The organism is Asticcacaulis sp. W401b, assembly GCF_046503825.1.
Taxonomy (GTDB): Bacteria; Pseudomonadota; Alphaproteobacteria; order Caulobacterales; family Caulobacteraceae; genus Asticcacaulis.
The window spans coordinates 273417-289283 of record NZ_JBKFEE010000004.1; the positions used below are offsets into that span (position 1 = coordinate 273417).

The 15867-nt window shown below is 60.3% G+C and carries 14 protein-coding genes, 3 tRNA genes and 1 riboswitch; of the genes, 7 read left to right on the forward strand and 10 right to left on the reverse strand.

The window, feature by feature from the left end:
* Position 1 precedes the first annotated feature (1 nt).
* From ACK8OE_RS11095 to ACK8OE_RS11105, 3 genes are read right to left on the reverse strand one after another with little or no spacing between them, the layout of a single operon-like run.
* Positions 2-616 (reverse strand): NADH-quinone oxidoreductase subunit C, encoded by a 615-nt coding sequence (locus ACK8OE_RS11095; protein WP_410272565.1) that lies wholly within the window; start codon positions 614-616, stop codon positions 2-4.
* A gap of 15 nt (positions 617-631) precedes the next feature.
* Positions 632-1192: a NuoB/complex I 20 kDa subunit family protein gene (locus ACK8OE_RS11100; protein WP_126423697.1), complete on the reverse strand. Its 561-nt coding sequence runs from the start codon at positions 1190-1192 to the stop codon at positions 632-634.
* Entirely contained in the window at positions 1183-1560 is a 378-nt protein-coding gene (locus ACK8OE_RS11105; RefSeq protein ID WP_410272566.1) for an NADH-quinone oxidoreductase subunit A, read from the reverse strand. The genes ACK8OE_RS11100 and ACK8OE_RS11105 overlap by 10 nt, the downstream gene beginning before the upstream one ends.
* A 321-nt stretch (positions 1561-1881) precedes the next feature.
* Between ACK8OE_RS11105 and ACK8OE_RS11110 the strand changes: the two genes are divergently transcribed.
* From ACK8OE_RS11110 to ACK8OE_RS11125, 4 genes are all read left to right on the forward strand, one after another.
* Positions 1882-1958, forward strand: a tRNA-Asp gene (locus ACK8OE_RS11110).
* 60 nt (positions 1959-2018) lie between these two features.
* A tRNA-Asp gene (locus ACK8OE_RS11115) sits at positions 2019-2095 on the forward strand.
* Positions 2096-2421: 326 nt separating this feature from the next.
* Complete coding sequence (locus tag ACK8OE_RS11120; RefSeq protein ID WP_410272567.1) at positions 2422-5628, forward strand: autotransporter domain-containing protein; 3207 nt, start codon at positions 2422-2424, stop codon at positions 5626-5628.
* 146 nt (positions 5629-5774) lie between these two features.
* Positions 5775-6020 (forward strand): hypothetical protein, encoded by a 246-nt coding sequence (locus ACK8OE_RS11125; protein WP_410272568.1) that lies wholly within the window; start codon positions 5775-5777, stop codon positions 6018-6020.
* Positions 6021-6186: 166 nt separating this feature from the next.
* Here ACK8OE_RS11125 and ACK8OE_RS11130 read toward each other — a convergent pair.
* The 3 genes from ACK8OE_RS11130 to lon form a co-directional block, all read right to left on the reverse strand.
* Positions 6187-6262 (reverse strand) — tRNA-Val (locus tag ACK8OE_RS11130).
* Positions 6263-6358: 96 nt separating this feature from the next.
* Complete coding sequence (locus tag ACK8OE_RS11135) at positions 6359-6637, reverse strand: HU family DNA-binding protein (protein ID WP_013480260.1); 279 nt, start codon at positions 6635-6637, stop codon at positions 6359-6361.
* 264 nt (positions 6638-6901) lie between these two features.
* Complete coding sequence (gene lon / locus ACK8OE_RS11140) at positions 6902-9295, reverse strand: endopeptidase La (RefSeq protein WP_410272569.1); 2394 nt, start codon at positions 9293-9295, stop codon at positions 6902-6904.
* Between the two features lie 259 nt (positions 9296-9554).
* Positions 9555-9661: riboswitch (SAM-I-IV-variant riboswitch) on the forward strand.
* 41 nt (positions 9662-9702) lie between these two features.
* On the opposite strand from lon, the gene ACK8OE_RS11145 reads away from it, so the two are divergent.
* The 3 genes from ACK8OE_RS11145 (at position 9703) to ACK8OE_RS11155 (ending at position 11838) form a co-directional block, all read left to right on the forward strand.
* Entirely contained in the window at positions 9703-10767 is a 1065-nt protein-coding gene (locus ACK8OE_RS11145) for a threonine aldolase family protein (protein ID WP_410272570.1), read from the forward strand.
* A gap of 123 nt (positions 10768-10890) precedes the next feature.
* On the forward strand, positions 10891-11160 hold the full coding sequence (locus ACK8OE_RS11150; RefSeq protein ID WP_290794963.1) for a hypothetical protein: 270 nt from the start codon (positions 10891-10893) through the stop codon (positions 11158-11160).
* A 174-nt stretch (positions 11161-11334) separates the two neighbouring features.
* The gene (locus ACK8OE_RS11155) at positions 11335-11838 is read left to right on the forward strand and encodes a c-type cytochrome (RefSeq protein ID WP_410272571.1); all 504 of its coding nucleotides are present in this window, start codon (positions 11335-11337) and stop codon (positions 11836-11838) included.
* Between the two features lie 78 nt (positions 11839-11916).
* Here ACK8OE_RS11155 and gmk read toward each other — a convergent pair whose 3' ends face one another.
* From gmk to fabF, 4 genes are read right to left on the reverse strand one after another with little or no spacing between them, the layout of a single operon-like run.
* Positions 11917-12558 (reverse strand): guanylate kinase, encoded by a 642-nt coding sequence (gene gmk / locus ACK8OE_RS11160; RefSeq protein ID WP_013480255.1) that lies wholly within the window; start codon positions 12556-12558, stop codon positions 11917-11919.
* A gap of 1 nt (position 12559) precedes the next feature.
* Positions 12560-13438 (reverse strand): YicC/YloC family endoribonuclease, encoded by an 879-nt coding sequence (locus tag ACK8OE_RS11165; RefSeq protein WP_410272572.1) that lies wholly within the window; start codon positions 13436-13438, stop codon positions 12560-12562.
* Entirely contained in the window at positions 13435-14493 is a 1059-nt protein-coding gene (mltG, locus tag ACK8OE_RS11170; RefSeq protein ID WP_410272573.1) for an endolytic transglycosylase MltG, read from the reverse strand. The genes ACK8OE_RS11165 and mltG overlap by 4 nt, the downstream gene beginning before the upstream one ends.
* A gap of 1 nt (position 14494) precedes the next feature.
* Positions 14495-15778: a beta-ketoacyl-ACP synthase II gene (gene fabF, locus ACK8OE_RS11175; RefSeq protein WP_290794947.1), complete on the reverse strand. Its 1284-nt coding sequence runs from the start codon at positions 15776-15778 to the stop codon at positions 14495-14497.
* Between the last annotated feature and the right edge of the window lie 89 nt (positions 15779-15867).

Here is a 15867-nt window from a genome sequence, read left to right on the forward strand (position 1 = left end):
TCTACGCCTTGTTCGGATTGACAGCCTTCTCATCGCCCGGAAGGACGTAGGAGGCCCCTTCCCATGGCGACAGGAAGTCGAAACGACGGAATTCCTGAACCAGCTTGACCGGTTCGTACACGACGCGCTTCTGCTCTTCGTCGTAGCGCACTTCGACATGCCCCGTCATCGGGAAGTCCTTGCGCAGCGGATGACCGGAGAAGCCATAGTCGGTCAGGATACGGCGCAGGTCCGGCTGACCCGAAAACAGCATGCCGTACATGTCGAAGGCTTCGCGCTCGTACCAGTCGGCGTTCGGATAGACGCTGCGCACGCTGGGTACCGGCACGGTTTCATCGGTCATCACCTTGACGCGCAGGCGCAGGTTCTGCGTCAGCGACAAGAGGTGATAAACGACGTCGAAACGACGCTCCCGCTTCGGATAATCGGCCCCGCACAGGTCAATGAGCTGATGAAAGCGATAAGGCTCGGCGCGCAGCTTGGTCAGCACCTCGATGATGCGCTCACGCTCAACCACCAGGGTCAGCTCGCCAAAGGCGTGGATGACGTCGATCAGCGCTTCCTTGAAGTCGGCGCGGGCCTGTTCGGCGATCTTGAGGAATTTTTCTTCTGACATGGCGTGAAATCCCTCTTAGCGGCGGATCGTGCCGTTGCGACGGATCTTCTTCTGAAGCTGAAGAAGACCGTAGAGCAACGCTTCGGCCGACGGCGGGCAGCCCGGCACATAGACATCGACCGGCACGATGCGGTCACAGCCGCGCACGACGCTGTAGGAATAGTGGTAATAGCCGCCGCCATTGGCACATGAACCCATCGACAGGACGTAGCGCGGATCGGGCATCTGGTCATAGACCTTGCGCAGAGCCGGCGCCATCTTGTTGGTCAGGGTGCCGGCAACGATCATCAGGTCCGACTGACGCGGTGAGGCGCGCGGAGCCATGCCGAAGCGCTCCATGTCGTAACGCGGCATCGAAGCCTGCATCATTTCCACGGCGCAGCAGGCCAGACCGAAGGTCATCCACATCAGCGAGCCGGTGCGCGCCCAGGTGATGACATCGTCCGCCGAAGCGACAAGGAAGCCCTTTTCGTTCAATTCCGAGGACACGGCCTCAAAGAACTTGTCGTGGACCTTGGGATCATAGCCCTCAACCGTAGTGCGGCCAGCCTGACCGGCAGGAATGATTACTCCCATTCCAGGGCTCCTTTGTTCCACTCATAGATAAAGCCGACCGTCAGGACGCCCAGAAAGACCATCATCGACCAGAAGGCAAACTGCATGCCCGCCTGCGGCAGGTCGAACATCGACACCGCCCACGGGAAGAGGAAGGCCACTTCGAGGTCGAAGATGATGAAGAGGATCGAGACGAGATAGAATCGCACGTCAAACTTCTGACGCGCGCTGTCGAAGGCGTTGAAGCCGCATTCGTAAGCCGAAAGCTTTTCGGTGTCGGGGGCCTTGGGCGCCAAAACCAGCGCCGCGACGATGAACCCCAGCCCAAGGACGAGGGCGATGCCGAAGAAAATCACAATCGGCAGATACTTTATAAGGAGGGCTTCCATTGTACGATCCCACTTTTTGGCTCTGCCCCGCCGATGGTGCACCGCAAAAGGTTCGGGGGACAGACTCAACTGAGCCTATTAGACCACCTCGCGCCGCGCTTCAAACACTCAAAAGCCTAAAATCGGGGGAAATGCCAAAAATGTCGTCGAATTTTCTGCACTTGAAAATCGTTCTCACCCCCTCCCCGGTCTTCCACAGCCAAATGGCTTTTTGACGGTTTTCCGCAATATGGCGCTTGACACCGCAGGGCGCCCCGCACTATCTAGCGCACCTCTTCGGCGGGGCTAACGCCCTGACGCAGAGAACGACAATGTATGGATGCGGGTGTAGCTCAGTTGGTTAGAGTGTCGGCCTGTCACGCCGAAGGTCGCGGGTTCGAGCCCCGTCACTCGCGCCACCCCTTGTAACGCAAGCCGGTGGCCTTCGCATCCACAGACGTCGTTGCCCGAACAGGAATGCGGGTGTAGCTCAGTTGGTTAGAGTGTCGGCCTGTCACGCCGAAGGTCGCGGGTTCGAGCCCCGTCACTCGCGCCACCTGGAGGATACACTCTCTCAGGTGGCCCCGCATATCCTCTCTTTTTCCTTCATTAAAATTCATCTTCGCGCAAAATTTGCATTAGGCAAATCTGTGTCTTCGCGTGTATGTCTGTGACGAAACAGGGTTGACGCAAACGACACATACGGGCCTCGGCATGTCTGCAATGACATAGAATAGCCCATATTCGTCCCGAAGAGTCGCCGCTGACATAAAGGCGGGAAAACGCCGCCAGTACATTGTTTCTTTGGGGGCAGGCGCGCCATTGCATGACGCGACGCGTTGTTCTGTCTGAGAATTCAAATCGACGAGCGAAAGCGAGACTATGCGCAAATCTCATCTCTTCAATGCCACCGCCCTTGGTCTGGTCATCGCGCTTTCCGCAGGTGTGGCGCAGGCCGAAGTTGTGATCAATACCGGAAAAACGGACGGTGTTAGGACTTCCGCAGCGACCACGACGGGCACCGCAGACGATATCAAGTTGGATACGGGTGGCACGATTACGCTCAAGACAGCCAATGCGCGCGCCATCACCATTGATTCCAATAACAAGGTGAATGTCGTCGGCACGATCGACATGTCGTCTTCGGGCGACGACGCCACGGGCATCTATATTGATGGTGGCCGCACCAGTGGCCTGACCCTCTCCGGCAAGATCACGGTCACTGACGATTACACCCCCACGGATACGGATTCTCCGACGGATGGCATTGCCGATGGGGTGTTTGCCAAAGGTGAGCGGCGCTACGGTATTCGGTCGGTCGGTACAACGCCCTTTATTGGTGATGTCAGCCTCGCTTCGGCCAGCGCCATTCAGGTCGAAGGTAATAATTCCTACGGTGTGCGCTTTGAAAACGCCCTGACAGGTAATTTTAGCTCCGACAGCACGGTAACCGTTGTGGGCACAAATGCACGTGCCTATTCGTTTGAGGGCGGTGTCACGGGCAATATCGTCATCGGCGGTTCCACCACGGTTCAGGGTGAGAACGCCACGGCGCTCAATCTCGCCAGCAACCTCACCGGCGCGTTGATTCTGGACGGCACGGTCGCAGGCACCGGCTACCGCCTGACTACAGTGACAGACAAGGCAACACTGGACAAGCTTCAGGCCGAAGACAAACTGCAGGCGGGACCACTGGTCAATATCGCCGGCAATGTCACCAAGGGCATACTGATTCAGTCCACCATTGCGGATACTGACGCGTCCAAGGCGGAAGCCGAACGCAATAATGACGAAGACGGCAACGGCGTCACTGACACGGCCGATGGTGCCGCCAGCCTGTCGCAATATGGCGGTGCGGCAGCCCTGAAGGTCGGTTCGGCCACGCAGGACATTACCCTCAACGCCATCAACATCGCGACGACCGCGACGGATACCTACAAGAACCAGAAGTTTGGCCTGGTCGTGCGCGGCAGCATCGCCTCTTCCGGCGTATTCGAAGGCGTGGTCGCCAAGGCCATCGAAACGGGCGGCATGGGTCGCACGGTCACCTTTGAAAACGGCATCCTGATCAATGGCACCGTTTCGGCCTCTTCCTATCTGGCCGAAGCGCGGACCGCCAACCTTCTGGCCGGTACGGTCGCCAATGCCTTTAATGTGGGCGGCACCCTGCGCGCCGCTAACAGCTCCACCAAGAACGAAACCGCCTACGCCCTCTATATCGGCTCAGGGGCTAAGGTGCCCGAAGTCAATGTCAGCGGCACGATCAGCGCGGCTTCGACGGGCTCAAAGTCGAACGCGACCGCTATTTTTGATGGCTCGAACACGCTGGTACGCCTGAACAATACCGGCAATATCACGGCCTCGATCACGCAGACCGACGACGACGGTAATGGAGTCGTTGACAAGACCGACAACCGGGCTGTGGCCATCGACCTGAGCGGCAATACGACCGGCGTCACCCTGGTCCAGACCGACCTGAAGCCGGATGACAATACGGTTGCCGCTCCCGTCATCTCGGGCGATATCCGTCTGGGCTCGGGCAATGACGTGGTGAAGATCGACGGCGGCTTCGTCATCGGCAATATCGACTTTGGCGCTGGCAGCAACAGCCTGAGCATCACCACCAACGGGATTGTTGGCGGCAAGATGACCGGCTCTGGTACGGTGTCGCTCGACATCGTGAAGGGCGCACTCAATCTCGATACCGGTTCCAAGCTCAATGCCACGACGGTGAATGTGCGCAAGGAGGGTACGCTGCGCTTTGTGCCGGATACGGCCAATCCCAACACCCCCATAATCGTCGCCTCCGGGGCCGCCGTTTTTGAAACCGGGGCCAAGGTGCAGATTGGTATGTCGAGCATCGTCAAACCGGCGACGCGCTATACGCTTCTTACTGCTTCGAACATCACGCTCGGCACGCTTGATACGGCCAGCCTCGACAGCAATATCCCCTATCTGTACAAGGCCGCCCTTTCGACCAATACGGCGAATACGACGCTCTATGCCGATGTCCGCCTGCGCACGCAGAGCGAAACCGCCCTGTCGGTCAATGAGTTCGCGGCCTTCGATGCCATTATGACCGCCGCCCAGGGCAATGCCAGTGCCACGCGCGCCCTGCTCGATCCGACCACGGCGGAAGGTTTCAACAAGGCCTATCTGTCGTTCCTGCCCGACTATTCCGGCGAAACGCTGCTGACCCTGTCCAAGAGCAATGACGGCCTGTCGCGCACCATGGCCAGCCAGTCGATCATCCCGCAAGCCGGTGTCAACCAGTACTGGGCGCAGGAATACGGCTTCCAGATCAATCGCGACCGCACAGACGTCACGGGCTTCGAATCGACCGGCTTTGCCTTTGCGGGCGGCGTCGAACGCGGCATTACCTCAACCCAGGCCGCCGGTCTTTATCTGGCCTACACCGCCACCAACCCCAAGGGGACTCTGGGCGCGCCGGACGAAGACCTCAGCTCGACCGACCTGTCTCTTGGGGCCTATTGGCGCCTCGATAACGGTTCGGGCCTGAAAGGCTGGGTGCGCGGCGGGGTGGGCTACGCCAACTTCGAATCGAAGCGTCAGATCCTCGAATCCGCCTTCATCGCCAGCTCGACCGCCAAGTGGAAGGGCGTCAGCTATTCAGGCAGCATCGGGGCCTCCTACAGCGTCGATGCCGGCTGGCTGAGCCTGACCCCCATGGTCAGCGCCGACTATTTCGGCCTGAAGGAAGACGCCCATACCGAAACCGGCGGCGGCACGGCGTTCGACCTGTCGGTGGATGAGCGTACCGGCCATATCTTCAGCGGCACCGCCTTGCTGAATATCGGCCGCTCCAACAAGAACGCCCTGTTCCGTCCGGAAATCTGGGTCGGCTACCGTAACAACTTCTCGGCGGAAATCGCCGATACGGTGGCGCGTTTTGGCACCGCTACGCCGTTCACGCTCAAAGGCGGCGACATCAAGGGCGGCGCGCCGATTGCGGGTGTGCGCCTTGCGGCCTCCAACGAGTACAGCTATTTCGGTATCGAAGCCGAATATGAAAAGTACGACGCCTACGACAACGTTTCGCTGTCGCTGCGCGCCCGCTTCCAGTTTTGATCGCTTCCAGTTCGGACCGCAGAAACCGCCGGTAACCCCGGCGGTTTTTTTTATGCGCTTCCTACTCGCCACCGCTGTTATCCGTGCTGAGCGCTTTCACGCTTACACCTATCCTCAGTCCATCGAAGAGACAGAGGAGCCTTCCTATGGCGAGCACAACAACGGCCCCCGGTAAGGGCACAAACAGCATTCTCATCCTGATCGGCGTGGCCGTGATCGCCCTTCTGGCGGTCGGTGCCGTGTTTCTGATGCAGGACAACCGTAGCGGTTCCGAGCGCATGGGCGATGCCGTCGAGGCTCTGCCGCAGGGCGTGGACAAGGCCGCAGATGAACTGGGCGATCAGCCAGCCGCCGAAAATATCAAACGTAACGCCGAAAAGGCGACAAACTAAAAAACCGGACCGGCCTGAAAACGCTCAGGCCGGTTTTTCTTTGCCGCGTTGGACGCGCAAAAACGGTACGATGTGTGGGAGAAAGGGTAAGCGATGACGGGATCGAACCCCCGTTTGCGACAGCAAACAAACAAAAATGCGGCGGTGCGCTGAATGTAAGGGGAAATGGTGGGCGATGACGGGATCGAACCGCCGACCTACTCGGTGTAAACGAGCCGCTCTGCCAGCTGAGCTAATCGCCCCTCCACAGGGGACCGGACATAAAAAACCGGAGGCCGGTCAATGCCAACCTCCGGTTCCGAAGTCAAGCCGTTTCGGCTTAAATTCTGTGAGTGATATTAGCCGTTCAGGGCGTTCTTCAGGCCTTCGCCGACGCGGAAGCGCGCGGTGACCGAGGCCGGACGCGAAACGGTTTCACCGGTGCGCGGGTTACGGGCCGTGCCGGCTTCGCGCTTCACAGCGAGGAAGGTGCCGAAGCCGACGAGGCGGACTTCTTCACCCTTTTTCAGGGCGTCCACGACGGAATCGGTGAAGGCATCAACGGCCTTCTTGGCTTGTTCCTTGGTCAGGCCCGCCTGATCGGCAATGGCGGCCACGAGTTCAGCTTTGGTCGTCATAAGTTTCTCCCTGCCCGCCATGACGGGCATTTGTGTGAACCGTTCCCTGTCGGACTCAGCGAGTCGTCGGCGGGTGGACCCGATAGAGACTACAAAAACCCCCGCTCGTCAAAAGCGAAATCGCATTTTTTGCACTGCAAACCGAGTTTTTTTAAGGACTTACACAAAAAAGAGCGAAATTTGAGGCGCTTAGCCAACAAATTCCGCTCTTTATTTTCAACCGTTTTGGCGAGTGCACGCCAAAATAGCGCTATCCCTTACGGCTTAATGGGCCGTGAGACCGTCTGCGTCGTCGGCAGCGGGCACCGCGGGGGGCGGAATCACCGGCTCCACCCACTCGATGGATTCAAGCGGTCGGGTCAGGGCGTGGGTCAGGACCTGCTCGACATGGCCGACCGGAATGATCTCCAGACCGGCCTTCACATTCTCAGGCAGTTCGGTCAGGTCCTTCTCGTTCTCCTTGGGGATCAGCACCGTCCTGACGCCTGAACGCAGGGCTGCCAGCAGCTTTTCCTTCAGGCCGCCAATAGCCAGCACGCGACCACGCAGGGTGATTTCGCCGGTCATGGCGATATCCTTGCGCACCGGAATGCCGGTCAGGACCGAGACCATGGCGGTGACCATGGCCACACCGGCCGACGGGCCATCCTTGGGCGTAGCGCCTTCCGGGACGTGGACGTGCACATCGGTGCGTTCAAAGACCGGCGGCAGGATGCCGAACTTCGGCGCCAGCGCCTTGACATAGGAATTGGCCGCCGAAACGGATTCCTTCATCACGTCCTTGAGGTTACCGGTGACCTTCATATTGCCCTTGCCGGGCATTTTGATGGCTTCGATGGTCAGGATGTCGCCGCCGAATTCCGTCCAGGCGAGGCCCGTGACGATACCGACCTGATCGGTTTCATCGGTTTCGCCATAGTGGAATTTGCGCACGCCGGCATATTTGGCCAGACGTGCCTCATCCACCGTGATCGAGCTGACCTTCTCACGGGCGAGGTCACGGATGGTCTTGCGCGCCAGATTGCCCAGTTCCCGCTCCAGCGAACGCACGCCCGCCTCACGGGTGTAGTAGCGGATCAGGTCGCGGATGGCCTGTTCCGGCACGATCCACTCCTCGCCTTTGAGGCCGTGATCCTTGGCCAGAGACGGCAGGATGTGGCGCTTGGCGATTTCGACCTTCTCATCCTCGGTATAGCCGGGGATGCGGATGATCTCCATGCGGTCCAGCAGGGGCTGCGGCATGTTGAGCGAGTTGGCCGTCGTCACGAACATGATCTTGGACAGGTCGTAATCGACCTCCAGATAATGGTCGTTGAAGGTCGAATTCTGCGCCGGGTCCAGCACTTCGAGCAAGGCCGAGGCCGGGTCGCCGCGCCAGTCAGCCCCCATCTTGTCGATTTCATCGAGCAGGAAGAAGGCGTTGGTCGTCTTGGCCTTCTTCATCGACTGGATGATCTTGCCCGGCATGGAGCCGATATAGGTGCGGCGGTGGCCCCGGATTTCCGATTCGTCGCGCACACCGCCGAGGCTGATGCGCACGAATTCGCGACCGGTCGCCTTGGCGATGGACTTGCCCAGGCTCGTCTTACCCACACCCGGAGGGCCCACAAGGCACAGGATCGGGCCTTTAAGCGTACCCATGCGCGCCTGCACGGCCAGATGCTCAAGGATGCGCTCCTTGACCTTCTCAAGGCCGTAATGATCGGCATCCAGCGTGTCTTCGGCCTTGCTGAGGTCGATCGGCTTGGGCTTGGACGCGACCCAGGGAATGGCCAGCAGCCAGTCCAGATAATTGCGCACAACGGTCGATTCGGCCGACATGGGCGACATGTGGCGCAGCTTGTTCAGCTCCGACATCGCCTTGGCGCGCGCTTCCTTGCTCAGCTTGGTCGCCTTGATCTTCTTTTCGAGTTCGAGGATCTCGTCCTTGGCGTCGTCCTGCTCACCCAGCTCGCGCTGAATGGCCTTCATCTGCTCGTTGAGGTAATATTCGCGCTGGGTCTTTTCCATCTGACGCTTGACGCGCGAACGGATCTTCTTTTCGACCTGCAGGACGCTGATCTCGCCTTCCATCAGGGCATAGATTTGCTCCAGACGCTTGGCGACCGCCAACTGCTCCAGAAGCTGCTGCTTCTCGCCGATCTTGATGACCAGATGCGCGGCAATCGAGTCGGCCAGCACGTCGGCTTCCGACACTTCGGCCAGGGCCTGAAGGGCTTCCGGCGGAATCTTCTTGTTGAGCTTGATGTAGTTTTCGAACTGGTCGGTGACGGCGCGCACCAGCGCTTCGAGGTCAGGCCCCTGCGTCACGGCAGGCTCCAGCGCATAGGCTTCGGCCTCATAGAACTCGCTGCGGCCAGTAAAGCGCTTGATCTTGGCGCGCGACTTGCCTTCGACCAGCACCTTGACCGTGCCGTCGGGCAGTTTCAGCAATTGCAGCACATTGGCCAGCACGCCGATGTCGTAGATGGCGTCGGCTTCGGGATCGTCGTCACCGGAATTTTTCTGGGTGGCCAGCAGGATCTGCTTGTCGCCCTTCATCACCTCATCGAGCGCCTGCACGGACTTTTCACGTCCGACAAACAGCGGCACGACCATGTGCGGGAACACCACGATATCCCTCAAAGGCAATACGGGTATGGTCAGAACATCAAACATTACTTACTCCTGAGCCGGACAGCGCGCCTCGCCAAGGGCGTCCAACGACCACCCTGCGTAAAGAAAAAGGGCGCGTTCTCCGGATATATACGCGCAATGTCTGCGCAGGGGTTCACCATTCACCTTAGACGATTCCTCGGCTGAACCTAGGCTGAATGTGGGACTTTCCCACCCATATTCAAGGGAGGCCGGATCGCGTCCCGCCACCGGTTTCCGCAGAAACTTTCGCTTGCGCAAACGCTTATGAACGGCTAAGGCGAAAGGGCATCCAGAGTTAAGCGACGCGCTTAACGCCAACCTGCCCTTCCCGGCAAGGTGGCGTCCGGAAACGGAGATGCGGCCGAACCGGCAACCAACGGGACCAAGGCTCATGCGTCGCAAAACTCATTCTATCTGAGAGACGCCCCATGCCGGACACCGCCCTGCCCCTCACGACCTTAGCGCCGCAGCAATTCGCCAGCGACAACTATGCCGGCATCTGCCCCGAAGCGTGGAACGCCATGCACGAGGCCAATGCCGGCTCAGTCCCCGCCTATGGCGACGACCCGTGGACGCAGCGCGCCGCGGACGCCCTGCGCGACCTGTTCGAGCATGAGGCCGAGGTCTTCTTCGCCTTCAACGGAACGGCGGCCAATTCGCTGGCCCTGGCGTCTCTGTGTCAGTCCTATCACAGCGTCATATGCTCCGCCTCGGCCCACGTCGAAACCGACGAATGCGGCGCACCGGAATTCTTCTCCAACGGCTCCAAACTGCTGGTGGCCGCCTCGACCGACGGCAAGTTGACGCCGGAGGCCATCCGCGCGCTGGCCACCAGCCGCTCCGACATCCACTTCCCGAAGCCTCGTGCCGTCACCATCACCCAACCCACCGAAACCGGCCTCGTCTATACCATCAACGAAGTGAAGGCCATTGCCGCCGTCTGCCGCGAACTGGGTCTGCGCCTGCATATGGACGGGGCGCGCTTTGCCAATGCCTGCGCGGCGCTCGACTGTAGCCCGGCGGACATAACGTGGAAGGCCGGGGTCGATGTTTTGTGTTTCGGCGGCACCAAGAACGGCATGGGCGTGGGCGAGGCTATTCTATTTTTTGATCGCGGTCTGGCGCAGGATTTCGACTATCGCTGCAAACAGGCCGGGCAACTGGCCTCCAAGATGCGCTTTCTGGCCGCGCCGTGGCTGGGCATGATCAAGGACGGGGCGTGGCTGAGGAACGGTCAGCACGCCAATGCCTGCGCCCGCCGACTGGCTGATAAGATTTCCGGTTTACCGGAAATAGAGCCCATGTTTGCCGTGCAGGCCAATGCCGTCTTCCTCAAGGCGCCAGAGGCTGTTCTGGACGCCCTGCGCGCCAAAGGCTGGCGCTACTATACCTTTATCGGTGGTGGGGCGCGCTTCATGTTCGCCTGGGACGCCGACCCGGCGCGAGTGGATCAACTGTCCGCCGATATTCAAAACGCGTCTAAAAACAGATAGACAGGCGCATTTTCTGAAACTTCACTTTCGCTATTGGCGAACCCACCTGCGGCATTGCGCGCATTGATTATTTACCGGACCGGGCGCATCCTGATCCCTCAACCACAAGATGGGAGATGGATCATGCCCGGACTGGCCTACCGCTTTTTCGACAACAATACCGGTGAGGAGGTGTTCGCCTCGGACGATTTCGACTTCGCCGCCATGCCGACAGTGAATCACCTGATCCGCGATCCGGAACTGGTGGCGCGTTACGGTGGCCCGGCGGTGATCAATCGCATCGAGCAGGGCGAAGTGAATAAGGCGGGTGCCGTCGAATACCGCATCTTTATTGACGGTTCTGAGGAGCGCCTGAACTCGCAGGACATCGACGAGAATTACCGTCGGTCCTGAGCTTTTCACCGAAAGCTGTTGAATTTTAAGCAGGTCACGCCTTCTATCGGACGTGGCCTTTTCTTCTTCCGCCCCCTCTGCCTGTGGCAAGGCGTCACAGGCACGGGCAGAGTCGCCTCTCGCCAAAAGTCACTGTGTCGGCTAAACGCTTGACGTGAACCGATGGAGATTTTAATGCGCGCAGCCTTGTTTTTGGCCCCCCTGACCCTTGCCCTGTGCCTTTCGGGCTGCGGCGACAAACCCACAGAGACGGCAAGCGAAACCGCTGCAACGCAAGCTAATGTGCCGGCGGTCGAGGGGCCTTCAGACGCCGAAAACACCGCCAAACTCGCCACCCTGCCCGCCCCCTACAATACGGCCGATCTCAAGGCGGGTGAGAAGGCGTGGAACAAATGCCGCTCGTGCCATACGCTGGTCGAAGGCGGGGCCAATATGGTCGGCCCCAACCTTTACGGCGTATTCGGGCGCAAATCGGGCAGCAAGGCCGATTATCAGTATAGCGACGCGATGAAGGGCCACAACGCCGTGTGGGACTTCGCCACGCTCGACGACTATATCACCCATCCGCAAACGACCGTACCCGGCACCAAGATGGGCTTTATGGGCCTTAAGGACGAGACGGAGCGCCACAACCTGATCGCCTATCTTAAGCTCGAAACCAGTCCGGCCCAAAAGTAAGTAAAAAAGCCCTCCGAACCGGTCGGAGGGCTTTTTTGTTCCGGGGTGAAGGGGGCGAGCCCCTTTTCTTGTTTGACCCTAAAGCGGCTCGCTCATCAGTTCATCGACAAACGGCGCGATCCACAGGCCACGTGAACGGCGCGCCGTTTCTGAATGATAGATATGCACCAGCTCGGCATAGGAGCGGTCGAAATCGTCATTCAGGATGACATAGTCGTATTCGGCCCAATGCGCGATCTCACCCTTGGCGCGGCTGAGGCGGCGCTGGATGACGTCGTCGGCGTCTTGCGCGCGGGCATAGAGACGGCGCTTCAGTTCTTCCATCGACGGCGGCAGGATGAAAACGCGCACCACGTCCGACGGCGCCTTGGCCGAGATGCGCTGCGCCCCCTGCCAGTCGATGTCGAACAGCACGTTCTGCCCCTGAGACAGGGCTTTTTCCACCGGTTCGCGCGGTGAGCCATAGCGGTGGTCGTGCACCGCCGCCCATTCCAGAAGGGCGTCGTTTTTGACCAGATCGTCCATCGCCGCGTCGCTGATGAAGTGATATTCGCGGCCGTCCTTTTCACCGGGACGCGGTGAGCGGGTGGTCACAGAAATCGACAGGTCGAGGTCGGCGTGATCGGCCATCAGGCGGCGGCACAGCGAGGTCTTGCCCGCGCCCGAAGGCGAGGAAACGATCAGCATAAGGCCGCGGCGAAGACGTTGGGAATTAGGCATATTACTCTACGTTTTGAACCTGTTCTCGGAACTGGTCGATAACCGACTTTAACTCCAGACCGACCTTGGTCAGGTCGCTGAAAGCGGCTTTCGAACAGAGGGTATTGGCTTCGCGCATGAATTCCTGTGAGAGGAAATCGAGCTTGCGCCCCTGCGACTGGCTGTCGCTGAGGAGCGTGTGCGCGGAGGCGATATAGGTGCGCAGACGATCCAGTTCCTCGCGCACATCGGCCTTGACGGCCATGACGGCGGCTTCCTGAAGGATGCGCTCCTGAAGGTCAGCATCGGGCAAAAGCTCATTCAGACGCCGGGTGAAACGTTCGCGGATCACTTCGGTCTGCTGCGCCGCCAGCGCCTCGGCCCGATCCACGGCGTCGGTCATGGCGCTCAGGTGCTGGGTCAGCACGTCAAACAGCGCCCGCCCCTCGTCCTGACGCGCGGTTTTCAGGTGTTCCAGCACCGCCCCCAGATCGGCCAGCAGGGGCGCTTCGAGCGCCGCCACGTCGGTATCGGTTTCCGCACTGGCCGCCTCGATAACGCCGCGCAGGGACAAAAGCCCATCCAGCGACGGCATGGTCGCCTGACCGGCCTGCATCAGGCCCTGCCCCACTTCGAGATACTGGTTGAGGACAGCGTGATTGACGCTATAGCCCGTCTGAACCTCGGTCGTCTGGATGCTGAGGTTCAGCGACACCTGACCGCGCTGAAAACGCTGCTTGACCAGATCGCGCGCCGCCCGCTCCACATAGTCGTAGCCTGAGGGCACGCGCGTCTTGAGGTCCAATGAGCGCCCATTGACCGAACGCACCTCATAGACCCAGGCGACCGTCCCATGATGGCCTTCCACCCTTCCAAAGCCGGTCATACTCGACAGGGTCATTTACCGGTGTCCTTGACGGGTTGGGCCAAAGCGGGCGTGGCCTGCGCCTCGATCTGACGCCATTTGGCGACATTGATCAGGTGCTGCTCGTAGGTTTCGGCGAAGACGTGGCCGCCCGTGCCATCCGCTACGAAATACACGTCCTTGCTCGGTGGCGGATTGAGCACGGCCTTTAAAGACTCCTTGCCCGGATTGGCGATCGGGGTGACGGGCAGACCGTCGATCAGATAGGTGTTCCACGGGCTGGGCGTATCCAGTTCGGAGCGCCTCAACCCGCGCCCCAGAGGCTCGCCCTTGGACACCGCATAGACCACGGTCGGGTCCGATTGCAGACGCATCCCGTTACGCAGGCGGTTCACAAACACGGCAGCGACCTTCGGGCGCTCATGGGCCAGACCCGTTTCCTTCTCGACGACCGAAGCGAGGATCAGCGCTTCTTCCTTGGTTTTCAGCGGCAAGTCCGGCGCGCGCGTCGCCCACAATGCGTCGAGCGTCTCACGCCCGGCGGCCAGCATACGGTCCAGCACCGACTGACGGGTTTCACCGATCTCGTACTGATAGGTTTCGGGCAGGATAGACCCTTCCGGCGGCACTTCGACATCGCCGGTCAGGCCCTGTGTCGCCATCAGAATGCGTACCGCCTGCGCCGAGGTACGGCCTTCGGGGATGGTGATGAAGTGCTGCACCACACGGCCCTCAAGGATCTGATTGAGGACGCCGATCATCGACAGGCGCGACGGAAACTCATAGGTGCCGGCGCGCAGGGCATTGTCGCGGCCATCCAGCTTGGCCGCGATACGGAAGAAGGTCACCGAGCGGATGACACCCTGCTGCTTCAGCTTGCGCGCAATGGCATTGAGCCCCTGCCCGCGTTCGACCGTAACGGCAGTGACATTTCCGGATTTCGCCGAAGGTCCGGGTCCGTAGGTGTTGGCAAAAACGAACAGTCCTGCTGCCAGAAGCAGCAGGACGATACCTGACAACAGGCCCGCCACCGGCGCCATCAGACGCCGGTCTTTGCGCCGCGGGGCTGGGCGGGCCTTCTGTTTCGCCATCTTAGTCCACTTTACCGAGGATCAGGGCCGCGTTGGTGCCGCCGAAGCCGAACGAGTTCGACAGGACCTTGTTGATCGTCATCGGCTTGGCCTTATGCGGCACAAGGTCGATGGGGGTTTCATAGGCCGGATTGTCGAGATTGATGGTCGGCGGGGCGATCTGGTCACGAATGGCCAGGGCGCAGAAGATGGCTTCGACCGCGCCTGCCCCACCCAGCAGGTGGCCGATGGCCGACTTGGTCGAGGACACCGTGCCCGTCGCCGCGCGCTCGCCCAGAAACTTCTCGATAGCCTTCAGTTCAATCCCATCGGCCATGGTCGAGGTGCCGTGCGAATTGACGTAGTCGATCTCGGTCGGGTCGATACCCGCGTTTTTGGCCGCAGCGACCATGGCGCGGTAGCCGCCGTCGCCGTCTTCAGATGGCGCGGTGATGTGATAGGCATCCCCGGACAGGCCGTAACCCAGCACTTCGGCGTAGATCTTGGCGCCGCGCGCCTTGGCGTGTTCGTATTCTTCCAGCACCACAATGCCCGCGCCTTCGCCCATGACGAAGCCGTCACGGTCCTTGTCGTAGGGGCGCGAGGCCCTAGTCGGCTGATCGTTGAAGGCGGTGCACAGGGCGCGGCAGGCGATAAAGCCCGCAATACCGATAGGAACGATGGCCGATTCGGCCCCGCCCGCGACCATCACGTCGGCATCGCCGCACTTGATCAAACGCGCCGCGTCACCGATGGCGTGCGCGCCGGTGGCGCAGGCGGTGACGACCGAATGGTTCGGCCCCTTGAGGTGGTGACGGATCGACACCTGACCCGAGGCCAGATTGATCAGCGAGGACGGGATAAAAAAGGGCGAAATGCGCTTAGGGCCCTTGGCCTGAAGCTCAAGCGCCGTATCGGCGATGATACCAAGGCCGCCGATGCCCGACCCGATCATGACGCCTGTGCGCTCCTGATCCTCGGCACTTTCAGGATGCCAGTTGGCGTCGTTGAGCGCTTCATCGGCCGCCGCAATGGCGTACAGAATGAAGTCATCGACCTTGCGGCGTTCCTTGGGCGACAGGACCGTGGACGGATCGAAAGAGCCTTCGATATCGGGGCCGCCACCGCCGCGTCCATCGACCGTCGGGACTTCGCAGGCCACCGTGCAGGCATAGTCTGTGGTATCAAAGGCGGTGATGTTTCCGGCCCCCGACTGCCCGTCGAGCAGACGCTTCCACGAAATATCCACACCCGCGCCCAAAGGCGACAAAAGACCCAAACCGGTGATGACGACGCGACGAACCATTTAAAATCAGCCCTGTTATGCAAATAGCAGAAGGGCGCGGCTTCGATGCGGCACAGACCGTCGAAACCACGCCCTCAATCCGGTAATTC